The organism is Pseudomonas sp. OST1909 (assembly GCF_015277575.1).
In the GTDB taxonomy this organism is placed as follows: domain Bacteria; phylum Pseudomonadota; class Gammaproteobacteria; order Pseudomonadales; family Pseudomonadaceae; genus Aquipseudomonas; species Aquipseudomonas synxantha_A.
On sequence record NZ_CP063780.1, the window covers coordinates 1,438,313 to 1,457,865 of the forward strand.

Genomic DNA, 19,553 nt, shown 5'->3' on the forward strand with positions numbered 1-19,553 from the left:
CGGAGTCAGATATGGATGTTTACTCTCAAGCCTTTAATTTCCGCTCTTACTTCGGCGGCGCAGTAGACCCACGCACCGGCCAATACGGTTGTCGAATTCAGTTGGCCACCTTGTACCCGCAAGGCCCGCTGGAGATCAGTAGAACGATCGCGCTGTCATTCTCCATGCTGAATAACAAAGTGGGTGTTTATGGAACCAGTTGGAGCATCAGCAACACCGAGTTTGACAGCACCCTTTCGCGGCTCACACTGCTCACCGGCGAACAATTCAAAACCCAAAGCCTGCCCCCAGTTGGAGGAACGCTGCTGATCAAGGACCGCAAGCTTAAGGACCTGGTAGTCAAACGACCGGATGCCACGACGCTTCATGTGATTTACAAGGACGGTACCGTCGAGATATTGAAGCGTACGGGCAGCACCACGCCCTATCGTATTGATGCTATCCAGTTTGAAAACGGTGAGCGTCTGAAATGGGAGTACGCGCCGGGTGGTTCTCTTGAGCGTATTCTGGATCATGATCAGCAAGTGCTGCTGTTGTTGACCTATTCCAACGGGCGCTTGGTACGTAGTGATACGCGAGTCGACGGAGGACGTTATGCGCGTATCGCCTTCACTCAGTCGAATGGTCGACTGACCGGTTTCACCGCCCCTTATGACAGTCTCGAGTCGCCTCCCAGTGCAAACTATGTATTGGAGTACGGACAAGCTTTTCGCAACGGCATCATTGCGATCCGCCGGGTGCGCCCACCGATGGGGGGTGATGAGTTGATCAACTATGCTGAAAACGGCCATCAGTATGCCAATGGTCAACACATCCCCCGCGTCACCAGTTGGGTCCAGACACCCGCTGCCGGCCAGCCCGGCATGTCACGTACCTATAGTTACAGCCCGGGCAGGAATTTCACCGGCTATCCCTTTTCAGGCGGTTTTCGTGAGGGCGAGGACAATCTGTACCTCATAGGCAGTGACTACAACTATTGGACGGAAGAGACCCGCATCGATGACATAACCAGTAAGACAACGCTGAGCGTTACGCGTACCACCTACAACAAATTCCACCTGCTGACCGAGGAGCAGGTCCTGCGCGAAGGCACCCGGACTACCAGGACCATTGAATATAACGTGTGCCCAGGGCTCTTTCCGGCGCAGCCTCCCAACCTCCAGCTACCCCGCGTTATCACGACCAGTTATGCGCTGGTGGCGGGAGGCGCGGAGCGGGTGGTAAAGGTCGAGATTGAGACTGACGACTACGGTAACGAGCTAAGCCGTACCGAGGACTCCGGGGTGCGCATTGAATACAGTTATTACTCCAAAGACGGAGAACTGGGTAAGTGTCCGGCCGACCCCCATGATTTGTTCCCGCGCTATGTCAAGCAAGAGCGTCTTATCCCCGCCGGGGGCACGCCTGCCGTCCGATTCACCGAGTACACCCATACCCGTGTGCAGCATACGGATAACAGCTATTTTGTCATGCCGGAGTCGGTCACTCAGGCTGGCGCATTCAGCACACAGCAAACCTACTACGACGCGCCTGCCGAGCTGGCTGGCCGGTTGAAAAGCACCACGTCTACCGTTGATGGCCAGGTGTTAGTCAGCAATTACAGTTACACCGTCACAGGCGACACGCTTAGCGAAACCTGTCGGCTGTTGGGGCGTGAGGGCCACTGGCTGGAATCAGTGCGCACGCACTCTCTGGTCGACAGGCGCCTACTGTTGATGAGCCGGGATGGAGGGGCAACGCTGGTCACCGCGTACGATGTTGCAGGACGATTGACGGCGCAAACCGCTTCGCCAGGTGAGCCGCAGCAGGCCAGTCGTAGTTTTGTTTATCACTATGCAGCGCCAACGAAACGCGCTCATTTGGTGATGACTGATGCACAAGGCCGCAGTACCGTCACTTACTTCGACGGGGCGGGGCGGCCGGTCGCCGAGGCGTTGTTGCTGGAAAACGGTGCAAAGGAGCAGCCCCTCGGGACTTGGCGCTATGACGCCCTTGGGCAAACGGTGGAACGGACTCATATTGATTATCTGCCGGATGGCGAGCGTGTATTGACCACGCGCTACGCTTATAACGCGTGGGGCAACGCCTGCCGTGTAAGCCGTGCCGATGGCAGCGTGGCGATCGATGAATATGACCCAAGGCTGCACCTGCGTGTAACGGGGGTCGAAGGCGGCGAGCGCCTGGAAACCTATCTGAATGCTCATCATCAGCCGTTCCTGGTGAACCAGGTGGACGCCCTCGGGCAGATTACCGAAGTGCAGTCATGCCTCTATGACGGCCTGGGGCGCTGCCTGTCACGCGTGGACGTGGACAAGCATCGCATCGATTACACCTACGACCTGTTCGACCGCATATTGACCACCCTCCACACGCCTTCGGATGGCAGCCCTGCGCGGCTGCGCACGGTGGCCTACGCGCGTGGAACCAGCGAGTCGCTGCCCAGTTCAATCAGTATCGATGGCAAACAGGTGGGGTCGCGCACCTACGACAGCCTGGGGCGTTTGACTGCTCAGTCCAGGGGCACGGCACCCGCCACCACTTGGCACTATGAGACAAACTGGACCGAACCTGTCGCCGTGGTCTCGGGCAGTGGGCACCGTCAGCAATGGACCTACGACAAGGAGTTGGGCACCCCGAGCACGGTCAAAATGTCGGGGCACACGGATAGGCAGTACCGGCATGATCCGGTCAGTGGTCAGCCGACCTATTCAGAGAGTGGCACGCTCAAACATGAGTTGTTCCATGATGTGAACGGCTACCCGGAAAAAGAGATACAAACGGTCCTCGGTATGGCACTGGTCACGCAGTATGGTTATTCAATCGGCGGGCGTATGTTGCAACACATCTCGGATGATGGGCAGCGTAGCGAGTTTGAATATGACTCCATGGGCAGGGTTTGCACGATGACTGCTGGGACGGTAGTCATTGAACAGCGCTATGACATGTTTGCGCGACCTGACGTACTGACCACTCGCTACGCCGATACCGAGGTGGTCACGCAGGTGAGCTACGACCCCTTGGGGCGGGAGGCGCAGCGGCGCTTTTTGCACAATGGCGTGCTGCTACACATCATCAGCAGCACTTATCATCCCAACAGCCTGCTGGCCAGTCGCATCGTGCGTGACGCAGCCTCTGAATTGGTGATGGGGGAGACCTTCACCTATGACGCCTTCCTGCGGCTCAAGACTTACAAATGCGAGGGGCGTGAACATCCCCAGGACTCGCTGGGGCGCGACATCGTTGGGCAGCAATTTTGCTTCGACAGCCTGGATAACATCACGCACGTCGTGACGACTTTCGCTGACGGCGCGCAGGACATCAGCGAGCGGTTTTTCACCGACGCAGACCCCACGCGCCTGACCCGTGTGACCCACTCCAACCCGTTGCAGGATGATGCCCTGACCTATGATGCGGCGGGTAATTTGACCGGGGGGCCAGCAGGGCGAACTTACACCTACAACGGCTATGACCAGTTGACCTGCGTGCAGGAAGGTTCCCTGCAGTGCAGCTATCAGTACGATGCCGAGTCTCGACAAGTCGTGGCGACACGTGACAATGAATCACCGGTGGTCATGGTCTATGCGGGGGATCATCTGGATAGGTTGGTGCAGGGCAGTAGAAAACTGCGTTACTTCAACGTCGGGGGCCAAGTGCAGGCGCGTACCGGTGGCGTCGAGGGGCCGCAGCTGCATCTGAATGACGGGGCCGGTACCGTGCGCGGCGTGGTGGAACCTGGGCAAGCGCCTGTGCAGCGTCATTACGCGCCGTATGGCGAGGGCCAGGTTGTGCCGCAGGACGGCAGTGTGCGATCGATGGCGGATCTGCAACTGCCGGCGTTTAACGGCGAGCGTCTGGATGCGGCGGCAGGCCTTTACCATTTGGGTGCGCGTGCCTACGACCCGGGCTTGATGGTGTTCTTTTCGGCTGATCCATTGGCGCCTTTTGATGAGGGTGGGATTAACAGCTACGCCTACTGCGCTGGTAACCCGATCAACCTCATCGACCCGAGTGGGCTTTTTCCAAAGTGGCTGTCTTGGGTGCTGACCGGGATTGCGCTGGCCTTATCGGTGGTGGCGTTCAAGGTTGCAGTGGTCGGGATGGCGGCGGCGCTCGCTAAAGGGGCGGTAAAGGCGGCAAATATTCTGGGCGTCATCGCTACGGGCTCTAGCTCGGTAGGCGGCACGCTGGGGATTACAGGGCTGAGTATCGAGGCCGTCGACAAGCAAATGGGGTGGGATCGTTCGCAGCACATCAAGAACCTGGGATGGGCGTCTTTCGGGTTCTCCAGTGTTGGCGTCGTTGCCAGTGTCGGCCTTTCTGCCACATTGGGGGCTAAAGCCTTTGCAGCCGCAGCGGGCAGATCATCTGAAAAGACCATTGGATTCTTCTCCAGCCCCCTCGGCAGCGGGCTCGTTGCGGCAGGCAAAAACGCGACGGGGTTGTCTTACTCGCTCGCTGTCCCCGCCAAGATAACCACTGCCAGTCAACTTTTCGGCGGTGCCCGCTCGGTACTCAGATGGACTAACTTCGGTCGTGGCTTGGATGCGCGAACCAAAAGCCTGCAAGCTCAGCCGTCGGCCGACGACGAGCAGTCACAGCGCCAGCAGCAACCACAGCCGCGCCCCATAAGCCTGGGGCTGGCAGACATGCCGGGGAGCAGTTTTCAGTTCTATGGGGAATTTCGAAAAGAGGCCATGCGTATTCGTCAGCCTGTCTGGAGTGACCTGGGCGATAGTGACTGATCTGGACAAGGCAGTGGGCGCATAAAAAATGCCAGTCAGGCTCGCTGACTGGCATTGGTTCAACCTTACGGTCGCTTGCGTTCTACAGGACGCAGCAAATGCGTCGGCGGCGTCTCACAGCTGATCTTGCGCCCCAGCAGCGTCTCGATCGACGGCAACTGATACGAGTCATCTTCCCCGGCAAAGCTGATCGACACACCCGCCGCCCCGGCACGGCCGGTACGGCCAATGCGGTGCACATAGTCGTCCGGCACTTCCGGCAGGGTGAAGTTGATCACGTGGCTGATGCCGTCGATGTGAATACCGCGACCGGCCACGTCGGTGGCCACCAGCACGCGGATCTTGCCTTCGCGGAAGCCTTCCAGGGTTTTGATGCGCTTGTGCTGCGGCACATCGCCCGACAGTTGCGCAGCATTGACGCCGTCGCGCACCAGGCGTTCTTCGATGCGGCGCACTTCGTCCTTGCGGTTGGCAAAGACCATCACGCGTTCCCAGCCATTGTCGTTGACCAGGTTGTAGAGCAGCTTGTACTTGTCGGCACCGGCCACGGCGTAGATATGTTGCTCGACGTTTTCACTGGCAACGTTCAGCGCCTCGATCTCGACGATCGACGGGTCGGTGGTCCACTGTTTGGCGAGGTTCATCACGTCTTCGGTGAAGGTCGCGGAGAACAGCAGAGTCTGGCGCTCGGTTTTCGGCGGCGTCTGGCGAATGATCTGGCGTACTTGCGGGATAAAGCCCATGTCGAGCATCCGGTCGGCTTCGTCCAGCACCATCACTTCGACCATATCCAGATGCACGTCGCCGCGCTGGTTGAAGTCCAGCAGGCGGCCTGGAGTGGCGACCAGGATGTCGCAGTGACGGGCTTCGAGGTGCTTGAGCTGCTTGTCGAAGTCCATGCCGCCGACAAATGTCATGACATTGAGGCCGGTGTACTTGGTCAGGTCGGCGGCGTCCTTGGCGATCTGCACCACCAGCTCCCGGGTAGGGGCGATGATCAGGGCGCGCGGTTCACCCATGTAGCGTTCCTTGGGCGGCGGCGTTTGCAGCAGCTGGGTGATGATCGAGATCAGGAACGCGGCGGTCTTGCCGGTACCGGTCTGGGCGCGGCCGATGGCGTCTTTGCCGGCCAGGGTGAAGCCCAGCACCTGCGCCTGGATCGGCGTGCAGTACGGGAAACCCAGGTCCTGGATGGCGTGCATCAGTTCCGGGGCCAGCTTGAAGTCGTGGAAGCGGGTTTTGCCTTCCTGGGGCTCGACGACGAAGTCTTCGAGTCTCCACGGGGTCACCGGCGGCTTGGGCGCGCGCTCGCGACGAGGTTTGGCCGCAGGTGCTGGGGCGGCCTCAGCAGGCGTTACCTGTTCAGGCGGCGTCACCGTGGGTTTTTTCGGTGAGGCGGCAGGCGTAGTCCGGCCAGGCTGTGGACCGTCATTGCGGTTGCCGGGCTTGGGGGCAGGAGCACTGGGAACAGGCGCGAGCGGCTCAGCCTCGCTTTTGCCGAACATCTTCTTGAGTGCTTTGAGCACGGTCATCTCATTAATTGGTTAAGGAATGTACGCCGGCCAGTGTAATGCAAGAATCGGGCGCGGCGTAGTGCGTCTGTCATACGGCTACATAAACGCGGGTTTCAGCGCAGGCGTTCAGCCAGCCAGGTGCCGATATCGCGTATCTCTTCGGGTAACACTTCGTGGCCCATTGGGTATTCCTGCCATGTCACGGTGACACCACGGCTCTTTAAATGCTCGTAGGCGCTACGACCCATGGCGTTCTGGACGACGTCGTCGTACTGGCCATGCAGGCAGAGGGCGGGAATGCGTTGCTGGCTGGCGGACAACTCCAGCTCATCGTCAAAGGTCGGTGCATACGTGGAGAGGGCAATTACGCCACCCAATGGACCCTCCGAGTGTTTGAACGCCGTGTGGAAAACCACTGCGCCACCCTGGGAAAAACCCGCGAGAAAAATTCGCGAAGCGTCTATTCCGGTTCTCTTTTGTGCCTCGATCAAATCCGTGACCATTTTGGCCGAGGTTTCCAGTTCTTCCAGGCTGATCGAACGCGCCGGGCTCATGGCCTTGATGTCGTACCAGCTCGGCATCTCATAACCGCCGTTGATGGTCACCGGACGAGTGGGCGCCTGGGGCAAAACGAAGCGGGTGGTCAGCAAGCTTTCCTGCAGCGCCTCGGCCACCGGCAGGAAGTCGTAGCGATCGGCACCCAGGCCATGCAACCAGATAACGCAGGCGTCTGCGGGCTTGGCGGGCTGAAGAATCAAGGGGTCGGTCATGTCTGCTCCATATATGTGCGCACGCTTGGATTGGGGGCATCGGGACGGTGCGCGACAGGTTGATCTGTTAAGAGAATGTCGCAAGGTTGAATCTTTTACCACTGAACAGGACGGGCAGCGACTCGGCCAGCACTCTGGTACGCGCCTTGCTATGTGTAGGTCGATGTCAGAACTCTCCCAGGGCGGTAACACTATCAGTGACTGCCGCCGGTGGGAAAGCAACTGGAATTACCGCAAAAACCTCATGCTGCTTGACCCCAAAAAAAGCCAACACGGGTCGATATCGCCTCATAAGGGTGCGCTGAGGTTGGAGCTTGGACACAACAAGAGCAACTGGAGGTATGTAATGAAGGTATTGAAGTCCACCCTGGCCATCGTCACCGCGGCGGCTGTACTGGGTGTCAGTGGTTTCGCCCAGGCGGGCGCCACTCTGGATGCCGTGCAGAAAAAAGGCTTTGTGCAATGCGGCGTAAGTGACGGTTTGCCGGGTTTCTCGGTGCCGGATGCCAGCGGCAAGATCCTCGGGATTGACGCTGACTACTGCCGCGCTGTGGCTGCTGCGGTTTTTGGTGACGCCACCAAGGTCAAGTTCAGCCAGTTGAACGCCAAGGAGCGTTTCACCGCGCTGCAATCGGGCGAAGTCGACATCCTGTCGCGCAACACCACCATGACCAGTTCCCGCGATGCGGGCATGGGCCTGAAATTCCCGGGCTTCATCACCTACTACGACGGCATCGGCTTTCTGGTCAACAACAAGCTCGGCGTGAAAAGTGCCAAGGAACTGGACGGCGCGACCATCTGCATCCAGGCGGGTACTACCACTGAGCTGAACGTTTCCGATTACTTCCGCGCCAACAACCTCAAGTACACCCCGATCACCTTCGACACTTCTGATGAAAGCGCCAAGTCGCTGGAGTCCGGGCGTTGCGACGTGCTGACTTCCGACAAGTCGCAACTGTTCGCCCAGCGCAGCAAGCTGGCGGCGCCGAAAGACTACGTGGTGCTGCCGGAAACCATTTCCAAGGAACCACTGGGCCCGGTGGTGCGTAACGGCGACGACGAGTGGCTGGCCATCGTGCGCTGGGTGGGCTACGCCATGCTCAACGCTGAAGAGGCCGGTGTGACCTCCAAGAACGTCGAGGCCGAAGCCAAGTCCACCAAGAACCCGGACGTTGCGCGTCTGCTCGGTGCCGATGGCGAATACGGCAAAGACCTGAAAGTGAAGAAGGATTGGGTCGTACAGATCGTCAAGCAAGTGGGTAACTACGGCGAAATGTTCGAGCGCAACCTGGGCAAGAGCACGCCGCTGGAAATCGACCGTGGCCTGAACGCGCTGTGGAACAACGGCGGTATCCAGTACGCACCTCCTGTGCGCTGATCGCTGATGGTTCTATCACCCGGTGGGCCAACCGCCGGGTGATGTTCTGTTCCATTCCTTGCGGGGCATTCCATGCAAAATCTCATCGGCGCACCCAAGCAGAAGCTCAGCTTCAGCGATCCCAAAGTGCGCGCGTGGCTCTTCCAGATCATCACCATTGTGGCGGTGGTCTCGCTGGGCTGGTACCTGTTTCACAACACCCAGACCAACCTGCAACACCGGGGCATCACCTCCGGTTTCGACTTTCTTGAGCGCAGTGCCGGCTTTGGCATCGCGCAGCATTTGATCGACTACACCGAATCGGACAGCTATGCCCGGGTGTTTGTGATCGGCTTGCTCAATACCTTGCTGGTGACCGTCATTGGTGTGGTGCTGGCAACCCTGCTCGGTTTCATCATCGGCGTGGCGCGCCTGTCGCCCAACTGGATGATCAACAAGCTGGCGACGGTCTATGTGGAAGTCTTTCGCAATATCCCGCCGTTGCTGCAAATCCTGTTCTGGTATTTCGCGGTGTTCCTGACCATGCCGGGGCCGCGCAACAGCCATAACTTCGGTGACATGTTCTTCGTCAGCAGTCGTGGCCTGAACATGCCGGCGGCGCTGGCGGCCGATGGGTTCTGGCCGTTTGTCGCCAGCGTGCTGGTCGCTATCGTGGCTATCGTGCTGATGACCCGCTGGGCCAACAAGCGCTTTGAAGCGACAGGCGTACCGTTCCATAAATTCTGGACGGGCCTGGCGCTATTGATTGTGATCCCGACGTTGTGCGGGTTGACCTTCGGCGCACCGCTGCATTGGGAAATGCCCAGGCTTGCAGGCTTCAACTTCGTCGGCGGCTGGGTACTGATTCCGGAACTGCTGGCATTGACCCTGGCCCTGACCGTGTACACGGCGGCCTTCATTGCGGAGATCGTGCGTTCTGGCATCAAGTCCGTCAGCCATGGCCAGACTGAAGCGGCACGCTCGCTGGGCCTGCGCCCGGGGCCGACGCTACGCAAGGTCATCATCCCGCAAGCCTTGCGCGTGATCATTCCCCCGTTGACCAGCCAATACCTGAACCTGGCGAAAAACTCCTCGTTGGCCGCCGGTATCGGTTACCCGGAAATGGTTTCGCTGTTTGCCGGCACGGTGCTCAATCAGACCGGCCAGGCCATCGAAGTCATTGCCATCACCATGAGCGTGTACCTGGCGATCAGCATCAGCATTTCCCTGCTGATGAACTGGTACAACAAGCGCATTGCGCTGATCGAGCGGTGAGGAGACGCCCATGACTACGCATACGTTCAAACCTGATATGCCACCCCCGGGCAAAGTCTTCGGGCCGGTGGCCTGGATGCGCGCCAATCTGTTCTCAAGCTGGCTCAACACGCTGCTGACTTTGCTGGCGATCTACCTGGTGTACCTGGTGGTGCCGCCGATTTTGTATTGGGCGATTCTGGATGCCAACTGGGTCGGCACCACGCGCGCCGATTGCACCAAAGAGGGCGCCTGCTGGGTGTTCATCCAGCAGCGCTTCGGGCAGTTCATGTATGGCTATTACCCCGTCGACCTGCGCTGGCGCGTGGACATGACGGTATGGCTGGCCATCGTTGGCGTGGCGCCGTTGTTCATCTCGCGTTTTCCACGCAAGGCGATCTACGGCCTGGGCTTTTTGCTGCTGTACCCGATCATCGCCTACTGCTTGCTGCATGGCGGCGTGTTCGGGCTGAGCAACGTGGCGACCAGCCAATGGGGCGGCTTGATGCTGACCCTGGTGATCGCCACGGTGGGCATCGCCGGCGCCTTGCCGTTGGGCATTGTGCTGGCGTTGGGCAGGCGTTCGAACATGCCGGCGATTCGGGTGGTTTGCGTGACCTTCATCGAGTTCTGGCGCGGCGTGCCGTTGATCACGGTGCTGTTCATGTCATCGGTGATGTTGCCGTTGTTTCTGCCCGAGGGCATGAACTTCGACAAGTTGTTGCGTGCCCTGATCGGCGTGATTCTGTTTCAGTCGGCCTATGTGGCAGAAGTGGTGCGCGGTGGCTTGCAGGCGATCCCCAAGGGGCAATACGAAGCGGCTGCGGCGATGGGCCTGGGTTACTGGCGCAGCATGGGCCTGGTGATCCTGCCGCAAGCCTTGAAGATGGTGATACCGGGCATCGTCAATACGTTCATCGCACTGTTCAAGGACACCAGCCTTGTGATCATCATCGGCCTGTTCGACCTGCTCAACAGCGTCAAGCAAGCCGCCGCCGACCCCAAATGGCTGGGCATGGCCACTGAAGGCTACGTGTTCGCCGCCCTGGTGTTCTGGATTTTCTGTTTTGGTATGTCGCGCTATTCCATGCATCTGGAACGCAAGCTCGACACCGGCCACAAGCGTTAGGAGTTGTTTTAATGAGCCAAGCAATCAAGCAGCCGGTGAGCCCTGAAGGCATTATTCAGATGCAGGGCGTCAACAAGTGGTATGGCCAGTTCCACGTGTTGAAAGACATCAACCTCAACGTCAAGCAGGGCGAGCGCATTGTGCTGTGCGGGCCGTCGGGCTCGGGCAAGTCCACCACCATTCGCTGCCTCAACCGCCTGGAAGAGCACCAGCAAGGCCGCATCGTGGTCGATGGCGTGGAGTTGACCAACGACCTCAAGCAGATCGAAGCGATCCGCCGTGAAGTGGGCATGGTGTTCCAGCACTTCAATCTGTTCCCACACCTGACCATCCTGCAAAACTGCACGCTGGCGCCGATGTGGGTGCGCAAGATGCCCAAGCGCAAGGCCGAGGAAATTGCCATGCACTACCTTGAGCGCGTACGCATTCCAGAGCAGGCCCACAAGTTTCCGGGGCAACTGTCCGGCGGCCAGCAACAGCGTGTGGCCATCGCCCGTGCCTTGTGCATGAAACCGAAAATCATGCTGTTCGACGAGCCGACCTCGGCACTCGACCCGGAAATGGTGAAAGAGGTTCTGGACACCATGATTGGCCTGGCCGAAGACGGCATGACCATGTTGTGCGTGACTCACGAAATGGGCTTTGCGCGCACCGTGGCCAACCGCGTGATCTTCATGGACAAGGGCGAGATCGTGGAGCAGGCGGCGCCGAATGACTTCTTCGACAACCCGCAGAATGACCGGACCAAGTTGTTCTTGAGCCAGATACTGCATTGATCGATGGTTGAACACATAAACCCGGCCTGGTGCCGGGTTTATTGTTTGTCGGCTAGCAAGCCTTGAGCGCCTCTGGCTCCCGTGTTGAGGATATGAGTAAACCTGCGCAAATACCCTGGCCTAGCCACTCTACTGCTTCTTTTGCTAATCCAGGCACTCTGGTGCGTTGCCTTTGCAGGCAACTGCGAATAGCCTCGTCGGCGCCCAGTTACGTCAGGCCCTGAACATCTCACCGCGTCGCCAGGCTGTATTCGACCTGCATATCGCCTTGCTCGACGCGGTAGAAACCAAGACCGCGAACGTGCCAAATCCCTCTGCCGGCAGTTGATCAATGAACCTTGAAGCCAAACGTACGACTGAACTCGAAGAACTGTTGATCGACGCCGAAGCCGATGACGAGGCCGTCCAGCAGGCCCATCCGCGGGTGGTTCGTCCGTGGCTCCTGCTACTGGGCCTGGTACTGGTGGCGTTGAACCTGCGGCCGGCGCTGTCGAGCATGTCGCCACTGCTGGCTGAAGTCTCCAGCAGCCTTGGGTTATCTGCGGCCAAGGCCGGGTTGCTGACTACTTTGCCGGTCTTGTGCCTGGGCCTGTTCGCGCCCACTGCGCCGATCCTGGCCAGACGTTTTGGCGCCGAGCGCGTGGTGCTGGGCATCCTGCTGACCCTGGCCGCCGGAATTATCCTGCGCAGTTCGTTCGGTGAAGTGGGGCTGTTCGCCGGCAGCCTGATTGCCGGTGCGAGTATTGGCATCATTGGCGTGTTGCTGCCGGGCATCGTCAAGCGCGATTTTGCCAGGCAGGCGGGTGCCATGACCGGCGTCTACACCATGGCGTTGTGTCTAGGGGCTGCGTTGGCTGCGGGAGCCACGGTGCCCCTGAGCCAATATTTCGCAGACAGCTGGGCCATCGGCCTGGGGTTCTGGGTTATTCCGGCGTTGCTGGCGGCCTTGTTCTGGTTGCCACAAGTGGGGCAAAAGCACGGTGCCCATCAGGTGGCTTACCGGGTCAGGGGCTTGCTGCGTGACCCGCTCGCCTGGCAGGTGACTTTGTACATGGGCCTGCAATCGTCCCTGGCCTACATTGTGTTTGGCTGGTTGCCGTCAATCCTGATCGGACGTGGCCTGAGTGCTACCGAAGCCGGGTTGGCGCTCTCAGGCTCCATCATCGTGCAACTGCTCAGTTCCCTGGCCGCACCGTGGTTGGCCACCCGAGGCAAGGACCAGCGCCTGGCGATTGTGGTGGTGATGCTGCTGACCCTCGGCGGCCTGTTCGGTTGCCTGTATGCGCCGCTGGACGGTTTATGGGGCTGGGCGATTCTGCTCGGTCTGGGGCAGGGCGGCACCTTCAGCCTGGCGCTGACTTTGATCGTGCTGCGCTCGCGTGACGCTCACGTCGCCGCCAACCTGTCGAGCATGGCCCAGGGGATCGGTTACACCCTGGCGTCAATGGGCCCGTTTGCGGTTGGCCTGGTGCACGACTGGACCGGCGGCTGGGCGGCTATCGGCTGGATCTTCGCGGTGATCGGCCTGGGCGCGATTGTCGCGGGCCTGGGCGCCGGTCGTGCGTGCTACGTACAGGTCACCAGCGAGAAGCTCTAGAGGTAAACCACTTCCAGAGTGGCTGAACCGTCGAGCGGGGTTTCCACGCTCAGGTCCAGGTTTTGTCGAGCATTGATCACCGTCTGCACGGTGACGGTGCTCAGCATTAAACCGATGGCCGCGGGGCCGCTGACACTACCCTCTACGTCGGTAAAACCCAGGTAGCTCCTGGAGCCGATGTCGATGGGGTTGAGGTTGGACGTGCGCCACGCCAGGCCCCCGGTAGTGGACTCGGTGCCGTAGATCTGCGCAATGTTGCCGGCCTGGGTCTGTCGTGGGTCGAAGGTCATGGAGTAGACCCCCAGGCGGTTGCCGCTGACATCGAACCCCAGGCCGTAGTAAATCTCGCTGTCGACCATGGCCGAGCCGTCGCGGTTGTCGCGCATGCGCAGGGCAAAGCGAACCGTGCCCGTGCAGGCGATGCCGACGGTCAAGGTCTTGACGGGCAGACGCGTAGCGGTCTCCAGGTTCAAGTCCTGTTGGGCAATCTTGCCGTAGTCAATCAGGGCACCGCCGGGGAACTGCGGCATGCAGGCGGAGGGAGTGATCAGGCCTTTGACACTCAGGTCCACCGCCGAGGCGGCTAGCACAGAGGGCGTGCTGGTCAACAGCAACAGACTGGTAAAGAGGCGGGTTTTCACGGGACGAGTTCCTCATAGTGACGGGTCAGGGGTAGACGATTTCGATAGTGCCGGAACCATTGATATGCACCACCTCACGAAGATTCAGGCTTTGCATGGGGGCAAGGTAAGACTTGAGGCGCATCGTGCCGGTCAGGGTCTGGATGGCGACCGGGCCGGTGGTGACCCCCATCGTGTCGGTAAACCCCAGCAGGCTGTTGGCGGCCATGGGGATTTGCCGTGCGGTGGAACTGCTCCATGCCACGCCGTTGCTGGTGGAGTCGGTGCGGTACAGCGCGGGGAAGGTGTCGGCGCTGAATTCGGCCGGGTCGATAGTCAGGTAAAACCGCCCGATTTTGTTGCGACTGGCATCCAGGTCCAATCCATACGCGGTTTCATCGGTACCGCCCGTGGCTGAACCGTCGCGATTGTCTTTCATGTGCAGAGCAAAGCGGATCGGCGCATCGCAGGTCACACTCAGGCGCAGTGTGCGCATGGGCAGCGGTGTTTCAGTGGTGGCGTTGAGGTCTTTGGCATACAGGGTGCCGTAGTCCACCACGCCGTGGTCGGATAATGTCGGCAGGCAGGCGATGGGCGCAAAGTGCGCGCGCACGGTCAGTTCCCGGTAGCGTCCGTTTTGTGCGCTGTACACCATCCCGGAAACTTCCCAGGTGGTGTTGTCGCGCACTTGAGTGGCAGCGGGGTCGGCCCAGGCGCGCAGCGTCAGTTGCAACGACAGGGTGTTGCCCCTGAGCACCGCACCGTGTTCGACCGGCGCGACGCCATGGCCGGAGCGCCATTCCAGCTCCGTGCCATTGGCCACGGGCGCCTGGCCCGCAGCAGGTAGCAGCCCCAACTTTACGGCGCGACCATCGAGCACGGCGTTGCCGGCTTCGATGGCATAGCTGCCATGCGGGGTAAATTGCAGGCGCTGCGGGCTAGCGGCCAGTGCGCGATAGAACAGGCTCAAATCTTGCGCTTGCGGACAGTTGATGGTCACGCTCAGGCGCCGCTCGCCAAGCAAGCGTTCCAGTGCACTGTCGCTTTGTGCCAGGCGGCTCATCAAGCCGAAATCGATCAGGGGTTCGCTGACATTCAGTTGGCATTCTTCCAAGGCGTGGGCGGTGCCGGCACCGCCGATCAATAACCACAGGCACAGTTGGCGCATACATGTTGCGAAGGGCATGACGGGGATCCTCAAGGCGCGTGGCAACGCGCGGGAGCAGTTTCGAAGTACACCGTGGGGTCGGCTTTTTCCGGAAGTGAGTAACGCAATTCGCATCGACCGCCATCGGGCATGGTTATCCACAGCGTCGATTGGTCCAGCACGTTGGGTAGAAACACCTGGCTGCCGTCTTGCACCAAGGTGACGAACTCGCCGCTGGCGCTGCTGACTGAGGCTCCGGCAGGCAGAGGTTTACCCTGGTCGGTGCTGACGGTGAGCAATATGCGACGGGTCAAGCTGATGCCAAACTCCACTCGGTCAACAGCGCCGCGTCCGGCCGAGATCATCGCCAGGCCATTGTGGATGTCGGCATTGCGCGGCAGTGAACGTGTCTGCACTTCCACTGGGCTGCGCCCGTAGGCGGTGACTTGCGGCACCACGGCCTGGCCTTGCCAGTCGGTCCATACCGCGCCGCTGGGGGTGCTGAGCTTGATGCCACTCATATCGCCGACCGACGCCAGGGCAAAGGTGTCGCGCACCGGGTAGGGTGAAAAAGTCACGCCGTCGCCATGTATCACCACACCGCCGCGAGCGCCGCCTTGATAACTGGAGCGTTCGGCATCGGAGCGGCTGTAGCTGAAATCGAGCTGGCTGTAACGCGGCAATACCGAGACGCCCAGCGTGGTTTCCACTTGATGGTCGCTGCTGTCGTGTTCGGCGCTGACGCGATAGCTGAGTTGGTCGTCGATCTGTTCGGTGAGGCCCAGGCCGGTGCGGTTCTCACCGCCGGAATTGCGCACCCAGCTACGTAGCCGGCGACTTTCGCCCAACGGCACGCTGATATTGAGGTACACGGCGTTGTCCTGTTGCTGGCTACCGCCCATTTGCCACTCGGCACTGGCCGACAGTGACACAGCACCGATACTCGTGCCCCACGAGGCCAACGCACGGCTGCTGCTGTCGCCAGCGAAGTTGGCCGAGCGCGCAACCCCGGCGCTGAACGCACCCAGCAGCGGATGCGACCAGCCCAGGTTGAGGCTTTGCTGGTCGCGATAACGAGAGTCGCGGTTGCTGTCACCACGCTCATACGTGCTTTCTTCGAGTTCGCGATAGCCGATGCTGCGCCAGGAATTGGCGAGGCTGATCGACCACTGCTCGCCCAGGCGCTGGGACCAGGAAAGGTCGGTCTGTACGCCCGAAACCTTTTCCCACGCCTGGGTGTTGGACAGCTGCGTGGACAGTTGGATCTGGCTGTCCACCCACGGCAACCAGCCCAGGCTGGCGCCCACCGAGCGGTAATCGCTGGCTGCCAGTACACCGGTGCCCAGGGTCAACTGCGGGTGCAGCGCACCGGTCCAGCCGCCACTGACCACCCACGGATCAGCGCCTTTGGCGTCGCCCACATTACGCACCCGACCCGCCGCCACGGAGTAACCCGGTGCTGGCAACCCAAGGCCGAGCATGGCCGCCGGCACGGTGAAGCGCCGCTCACCGCCAGCGCTTTCCTTGACCGTGACCTCCACGTCCGAGCGCGTATTCAAGCGACGTACATCGGTCAGGGTAAAGGGACCAGCGGGCACGACGGTGGAGTGAATCAACGCTCCGTTCTGTCGTACCTCCACCTGGGCAGGGCTGTTGGCAATGCCCTGGATCCGCGCACCCTGGCCCTGTTCTTGAAGGGCGTGCTCGGTAAGCACCTGCACCCCGGTGATCTGCGCGCCGGACAGTACCGGGTTATACAGGTTGATTTGCCCAGCCTGCAGCACCGCCTGGTGGCTGGCAAAGGTGCGTTGGGCATAGGCTTGCAAGTGGGTGCTGCGTGACAGGCCATCCTGCCAGGTCTGTACTTGGCGGCTGCGCACGATCCAATCGCCGGCATTGAACCCCACCTCGGTGTTGGCCGAGCCAAAGCGGCTGGCGTCATCGCCGAAGCGGTTGTAGAAACCACTGAGGTCGTAGTTGAGCAGCCCGGCAAACCCGCCGGTTTCGTACCCCGAGATATCCTGTTGTATGGGGCGCAGCGCCTCGGTGGGTACCACCAGTGACACCGTCAGCGTCGCCGGGTCCGGTTCAACCAGGGTTTGTGGATATTGCGCAAGAAAATCCTGACAACCTGCCGTTTCATTCGGGATCACCAGGTTGGCGGCGTCCAGCAATGCGCGGTCGAAGCACAGGTTGCCTTGCTGATCGAAGGTCACATCCAGCCGGCCGTGTCGCTGACCATTGACCCGCAGATTGACCGTGTGTTGCCCGCTGGCGAAGCGCGGTGCTGCCAGCAGCAGGCTGGCCAGCTGTGGATCAATGCCGCGTTGATGCAAGGTCTGGGCGTCGAAGCTGGAGTTTTCGGCCCATGCCTTGGCGGGCATCAGCGCGCACAGCAGTAACACCAGCGGCAAGGTCGAGCTGACAGGGATGTCGGGCACGGCTTCGCCGTCACGGTAACTCAATACTGTTTTCACGCAAGGTACTCGAGTAGTGAACGCGCGGGCCCCGTGTGCCCAGGCGTTCTGGTGACGGTCAATGAGCCGTCACTTCGTTATTCAGGCGGCGGTCAGGGGGGCGACGCCTGCGGTTTTCAGTCAGAGGGTGATCGGTGCGTCGTAGGCCTTCACCGCAAAGCCGTACACAGTGGCCGGCTGCAACCTGACCGTGTTGGCCTTGCCGCCGCTGGCCGGCACGCTCAAGGCTTCGCCGGGCAGCACGTAAGTGCGCGGCAGCATCGCCCTGCCGTTGCCGGGCAACAGCAGCAGTTCCTGCGCCAGGCGTACTACATAGGGCGTGTCGTTACGCACCTGCAACTGGCCGTCGCGCAAGGTCCAGGTCAGGTCGGTCCAGGGCGTGCGATTGGGGGCAAGGCCTTTGGGATGCACGATCACCGGCAAGTTCTGGCGCACGGTCACACCCACGCGGGCATGCCCGGCGGCGGTCGCGTCACGGCCTTGGGGCATGCCTTCGAACACCGCGCGTTTAAGCCGTTGGGTGAGCAACGGCTTCCGGTTTTGCAGGATGAAGCGCACCAACTGGGATTTGGACGCCTCGACCCGTGAAAGCGGCGGGGTCACCACCAGCAGCGGCTCGGTGTCCTCCGGAATATCCTGCAGGGTCACATGCAGCAGCGCGAGTTGGCTGTCGGTGTTGGTCACTGACACTGCCGCTTCGCCTTCGGCTTCGAACACGATCACCACGGAGGTGTCCGGTATCATCCCGTCGGCTTTGACTTGATTGCCGAGTATCAGCAGCAGGGCGACAAGGCCGACAGCGGTGTTTGAGAATGTCGTCGTCATGACGGGTTTTCCATTAGGCCAAAAGGCATCGGTCAGAGGTAGCGCAAATCCAGGACGATGGAGCCGTCGAGGGGGACTTCCTGGTCCAGCGTCAGGTACTGCGAAAAGTTGATGGCGGTGACCACCTGAAGCTCGGCGGTCAGTTGGCTGATGAAATCCGGTTGACGGTCGCCCAGCGGTGCAAAGGCCATATAGGATCTTGGATAGGCGTTGGGGTCCGGCGACCAGGTTTCCCCGTTGTTGGTGGAGGCCAATACCTGCATGGGCTGCGCATCGCCCACCGCGTTGCGATAGGACAACGCCACGGAGCCGAGACGCTCCTCGGGGGCGTGGATGTTTCTGCCCAGTCCGTAGAAAAAGTCGGGGGCCAGCGAGGAGTCGGCGCGATTGTCGATGCCTACCAAGGCAAACAGCATGGGCCTGGCGCAGAGCACATGCAGTTCGAGTAGCTGGCTGGGCAGCACGGTAAACTCGTCTGCATTGAGGCTATGTGCGGGGATCTTGTCGTGCTCGATGATGCCGTCATTCGTCAGCTCGATATGGCAGGCATCCGGTGTCACCCGGCCGGTCACCGTGAGGTCGACGGTCGACGCTGCGTGGGCATCGGTCATCGCGGCCAGGCCAAGCACGATGGCCACGTTTTGCCCCCATGCCGCGAGCACGGGCAGCGCCAGACGCAGCCCATGCCTGCCGGCGCTCGAGGGGTGGGCGGCCATGGGTTACAGGTACTTCACTTCAAGGGTGGCGGAGCCGTCGATGGTCACCTCATTGCTGAGGTCCATGCCGGCAGTGCTCATGATGAAGGTCTGCACTTGCAGATCGACCTGCAGGTCTTTGACAGGCAGCGGCTGGCTGTCGTCATCCATTGCGGCGATCGACATGTACAGGCCCGGATCCCAGAACTTTTCTTTGAACCAGGTATTACCTTGGTCGGACGATGCAATGGGTTGCACCACTACACCATCATCGGCCAGTGGATTGGCAAGCGTGAGGCTGTATCCCCCCAGCTTCTGGGTGTCATTGATAAAGCCCAGGCCGTAACTCGAAGAGATACCTGAGGATGCACGGTTATCGATCGAGTGCAGGGCGAATTGGATCGGCGCATCGCAATTGACGGCCAGGACCAGGGTATGGTTGCCAATGACTGTCGGGTTGTCAGGTTTCAGGTCTTTAGCAGAGATCTTGCCGTGGTCGATCACATTGCTACCGTGAAAGGTGGGTATACAGGCGCTGGGCACGATCAGCCCTTTGACGGTCAGGTCGACGCTGGAGGCAGCGAAGGCAGTGGTTGAGCTGAGCAGAAGTACGCTGGCGGCCAGGGTGGTCAATCGAATGTTCATCGGGG

At 60.5% G+C, this 19,553-nt stretch carries 14 protein-coding genes and 1 pseudogene; 7 read left to right on the forward strand and 8 right to left on the reverse strand.

The window, feature by feature from the left end; genetic code table 11:
- The first annotated feature begins 11 nt into the window (after positions 1-11).
- On the forward strand, positions 12-4,742 hold the full coding sequence (locus IH404_RS06340) for an RHS repeat-associated core domain-containing protein (RefSeq protein WP_194440156.1): 4,731 nt from the start codon (positions 12-14) through the stop codon (positions 4,740-4,742).
- A gap of 65 nt (positions 4,743-4,807) precedes the next feature.
- Here the strand turns inward: IH404_RS06340 and rhlB are convergent, their stop codons facing one another.
- Together rhlB and IH404_RS06350 are read right to left on the reverse strand one after the other, a co-directional pair.
- Complete coding sequence (gene rhlB / locus IH404_RS06345) at positions 4,808-6,274, reverse strand: ATP-dependent RNA helicase RhlB (protein ID WP_005785041.1); 1,467 nt, start codon at positions 6,272-6,274, stop codon at positions 4,808-4,810.
- Positions 6,275-6,369: 95 nt separating this feature from the next.
- Entirely contained in the window at positions 6,370-7,026 is a 657-nt protein-coding gene (locus IH404_RS06350; protein ID WP_005785043.1) for an alpha/beta hydrolase, read from the reverse strand.
- Positions 7,027-7,372: 346 nt separating this feature from the next.
- On the opposite strand from IH404_RS06350, the gene IH404_RS06355 reads away from it, so the two are divergent.
- The 6 genes and pseudogenes from IH404_RS06355 (at position 7,373) to IH404_RS06380 (ending at position 13,139) form a co-directional block, all read left to right on the forward strand.
- Positions 7,373-8,404, forward strand: a complete 1,032-nt coding sequence (locus IH404_RS06355; protein WP_005785045.1) for an amino acid ABC transporter substrate-binding protein — start codon at positions 7,373-7,375, stop codon at positions 8,402-8,404.
- A 72-nt stretch (positions 8,405-8,476) separates the two neighbouring features.
- The gene (locus IH404_RS06360; protein WP_194440157.1) at positions 8,477-9,658 is read left to right on the forward strand and encodes an amino acid ABC transporter permease; all 1,182 of its coding nucleotides are present in this window, start codon (positions 8,477-8,479) and stop codon (positions 9,656-9,658) included.
- 10 nt (positions 9,659-9,668) lie between these two features.
- Positions 9,669-10,766: an amino acid ABC transporter permease gene (locus IH404_RS06365; RefSeq protein WP_194440158.1), complete on the forward strand. Its 1,098-nt coding sequence runs from the start codon at positions 9,669-9,671 to the stop codon at positions 10,764-10,766.
- A gap of 11 nt (positions 10,767-10,777) precedes the next feature.
- The gene (locus IH404_RS06370) at positions 10,778-11,542 is read left to right on the forward strand and encodes an amino acid ABC transporter ATP-binding protein (protein WP_005785051.1); all 765 of its coding nucleotides are present in this window, start codon (positions 10,778-10,780) and stop codon (positions 11,540-11,542) included.
- 187 nt (positions 11,543-11,729) lie between these two features.
- A pseudogene (locus IH404_RS06375) lies at positions 11,730-11,884 on the forward strand (GntR family transcriptional regulator); the annotation flags it as partial.
- The gene (locus IH404_RS06380) at positions 11,874-13,139 is read left to right on the forward strand and encodes a CynX/NimT family MFS transporter (RefSeq protein WP_005785054.1); all 1,266 of its coding nucleotides are present in this window, start codon (positions 11,874-11,876) and stop codon (positions 13,137-13,139) included. The pseudogene IH404_RS06375 and the gene IH404_RS06380, both read left to right, overlap by 11 nt.
- Here IH404_RS06380 and IH404_RS06385 read toward each other — a convergent pair.
- The 6 genes from IH404_RS06385 to IH404_RS06410 form a co-directional block, all read right to left on the reverse strand.
- Positions 13,136-13,780, reverse strand: coding sequence for a DUF1120 domain-containing protein (locus IH404_RS06385; RefSeq protein ID WP_005785057.1), 645 nt, complete (start codon positions 13,778-13,780; stop codon positions 13,136-13,138). The genes IH404_RS06380 and IH404_RS06385 overlap by 4 nt on opposite strands.
- A 25-nt stretch (positions 13,781-13,805) precedes the next feature.
- Complete coding sequence (locus tag IH404_RS06390; RefSeq protein ID WP_005785059.1) at positions 13,806-14,945, reverse strand: DUF1120 domain-containing protein; 1,140 nt, start codon at positions 14,943-14,945, stop codon at positions 13,806-13,808.
- Between the two features lie 11 nt (positions 14,946-14,956).
- On the reverse strand, positions 14,957-17,383 hold the full coding sequence (locus IH404_RS06395) for a fimbria/pilus outer membrane usher protein (RefSeq protein ID WP_194440159.1): 2,427 nt from the start codon (positions 17,381-17,383) through the stop codon (positions 14,957-14,959).
- A gap of 120 nt (positions 17,384-17,503) precedes the next feature.
- On the reverse strand, positions 17,504-18,208 hold the full coding sequence (locus IH404_RS06400) for a fimbria/pilus chaperone family protein (RefSeq protein ID WP_005785061.1): 705 nt from the start codon (positions 18,206-18,208) through the stop codon (positions 17,504-17,506).
- A gap of 32 nt (positions 18,209-18,240) precedes the next feature.
- Positions 18,241-18,924 (reverse strand): DUF1120 domain-containing protein, encoded by a 684-nt coding sequence (locus IH404_RS06405; protein WP_005785064.1) that lies wholly within the window; start codon positions 18,922-18,924, stop codon positions 18,241-18,243.
- Between the two features lie 3 nt (positions 18,925-18,927).
- Positions 18,928-19,548 carry a DUF1120 domain-containing protein gene (locus tag IH404_RS06410; RefSeq protein WP_005785066.1) on the reverse strand — a complete coding sequence of 207 codons (621 nt, stop codon included), beginning with the start codon at positions 19,546-19,548 and terminating at the stop codon, positions 18,928-18,930.
- Positions 19,549-19,553 lie beyond the last annotated feature (5 nt).

What these genes read in the sequence shown, in the direction of transcription:
- IH404_RS06370 (WP_005785051.1), top strand. Translation starts at nt 10,778, where the DNA reads ATGAGCCAAGCAATCAAGCAGCCGGTGAGCCCTGAAGGCATTATTCAG.
- IH404_RS06350 (WP_005785043.1), bottom strand. Translation starts at nt 7,026, where the DNA reads ATGACCGACCCCTTGATTCTTCAGCCCGCCAAGCCCGCAGACGCCTGC.
- IH404_RS06380 (WP_005785054.1), top strand. Translation starts at nt 11,874, where the DNA reads ATGAACCTTGAAGCCAAACGTACGACTGAACTCGAAGAACTGTTGATC.
- IH404_RS06405 (WP_005785064.1), bottom strand. Translation starts at nt 18,924, where the DNA reads ATGGCCGCCCACCCCTCGAGCGCCGGCAGGCATGGGCTGCGTCTGGCG.
- IH404_RS06390 (WP_005785059.1), bottom strand. Translation starts at nt 14,945, where the DNA reads ATGCCCTTCGCAACATGTATGCGCCAACTGTGCCTGTGGTTATTGATC.
- IH404_RS06360 (WP_194440157.1), top strand. Translation starts at nt 8,477, where the DNA reads ATGCAAAATCTCATCGGCGCACCCAAGCAGAAGCTCAGCTTCAGCGAT.
- IH404_RS06400 (WP_005785061.1), bottom strand. Translation starts at nt 18,208, where the DNA reads ATGACGACGACATTCTCAAACACCGCTGTCGGCCTTGTCGCCCTGCTG.
- IH404_RS06340 (WP_194440156.1), top strand. Translation starts at nt 12, where the DNA reads ATGGATGTTTACTCTCAAGCCTTTAATTTCCGCTCTTACTTCGGCGGC.
- IH404_RS06365 (WP_194440158.1), top strand. Translation starts at nt 9,669, where the DNA reads ATGACTACGCATACGTTCAAACCTGATATGCCACCCCCGGGCAAAGTC.
- rhlB (WP_005785041.1), bottom strand. Translation starts at nt 6,274, where the DNA reads ATGACCGTGCTCAAAGCACTCAAGAAGATGTTCGGCAAAAGCGAGGCT.
- IH404_RS06355 (WP_005785045.1), top strand. Translation starts at nt 7,373, where the DNA reads ATGAAGGTATTGAAGTCCACCCTGGCCATCGTCACCGCGGCGGCTGTA.
- IH404_RS06410 (WP_005785066.1), bottom strand. Translation starts at nt 19,548, where the DNA reads ATGAACATTCGATTGACCACCCTGGCCGCCAGCGTACTTCTGCTCAGC.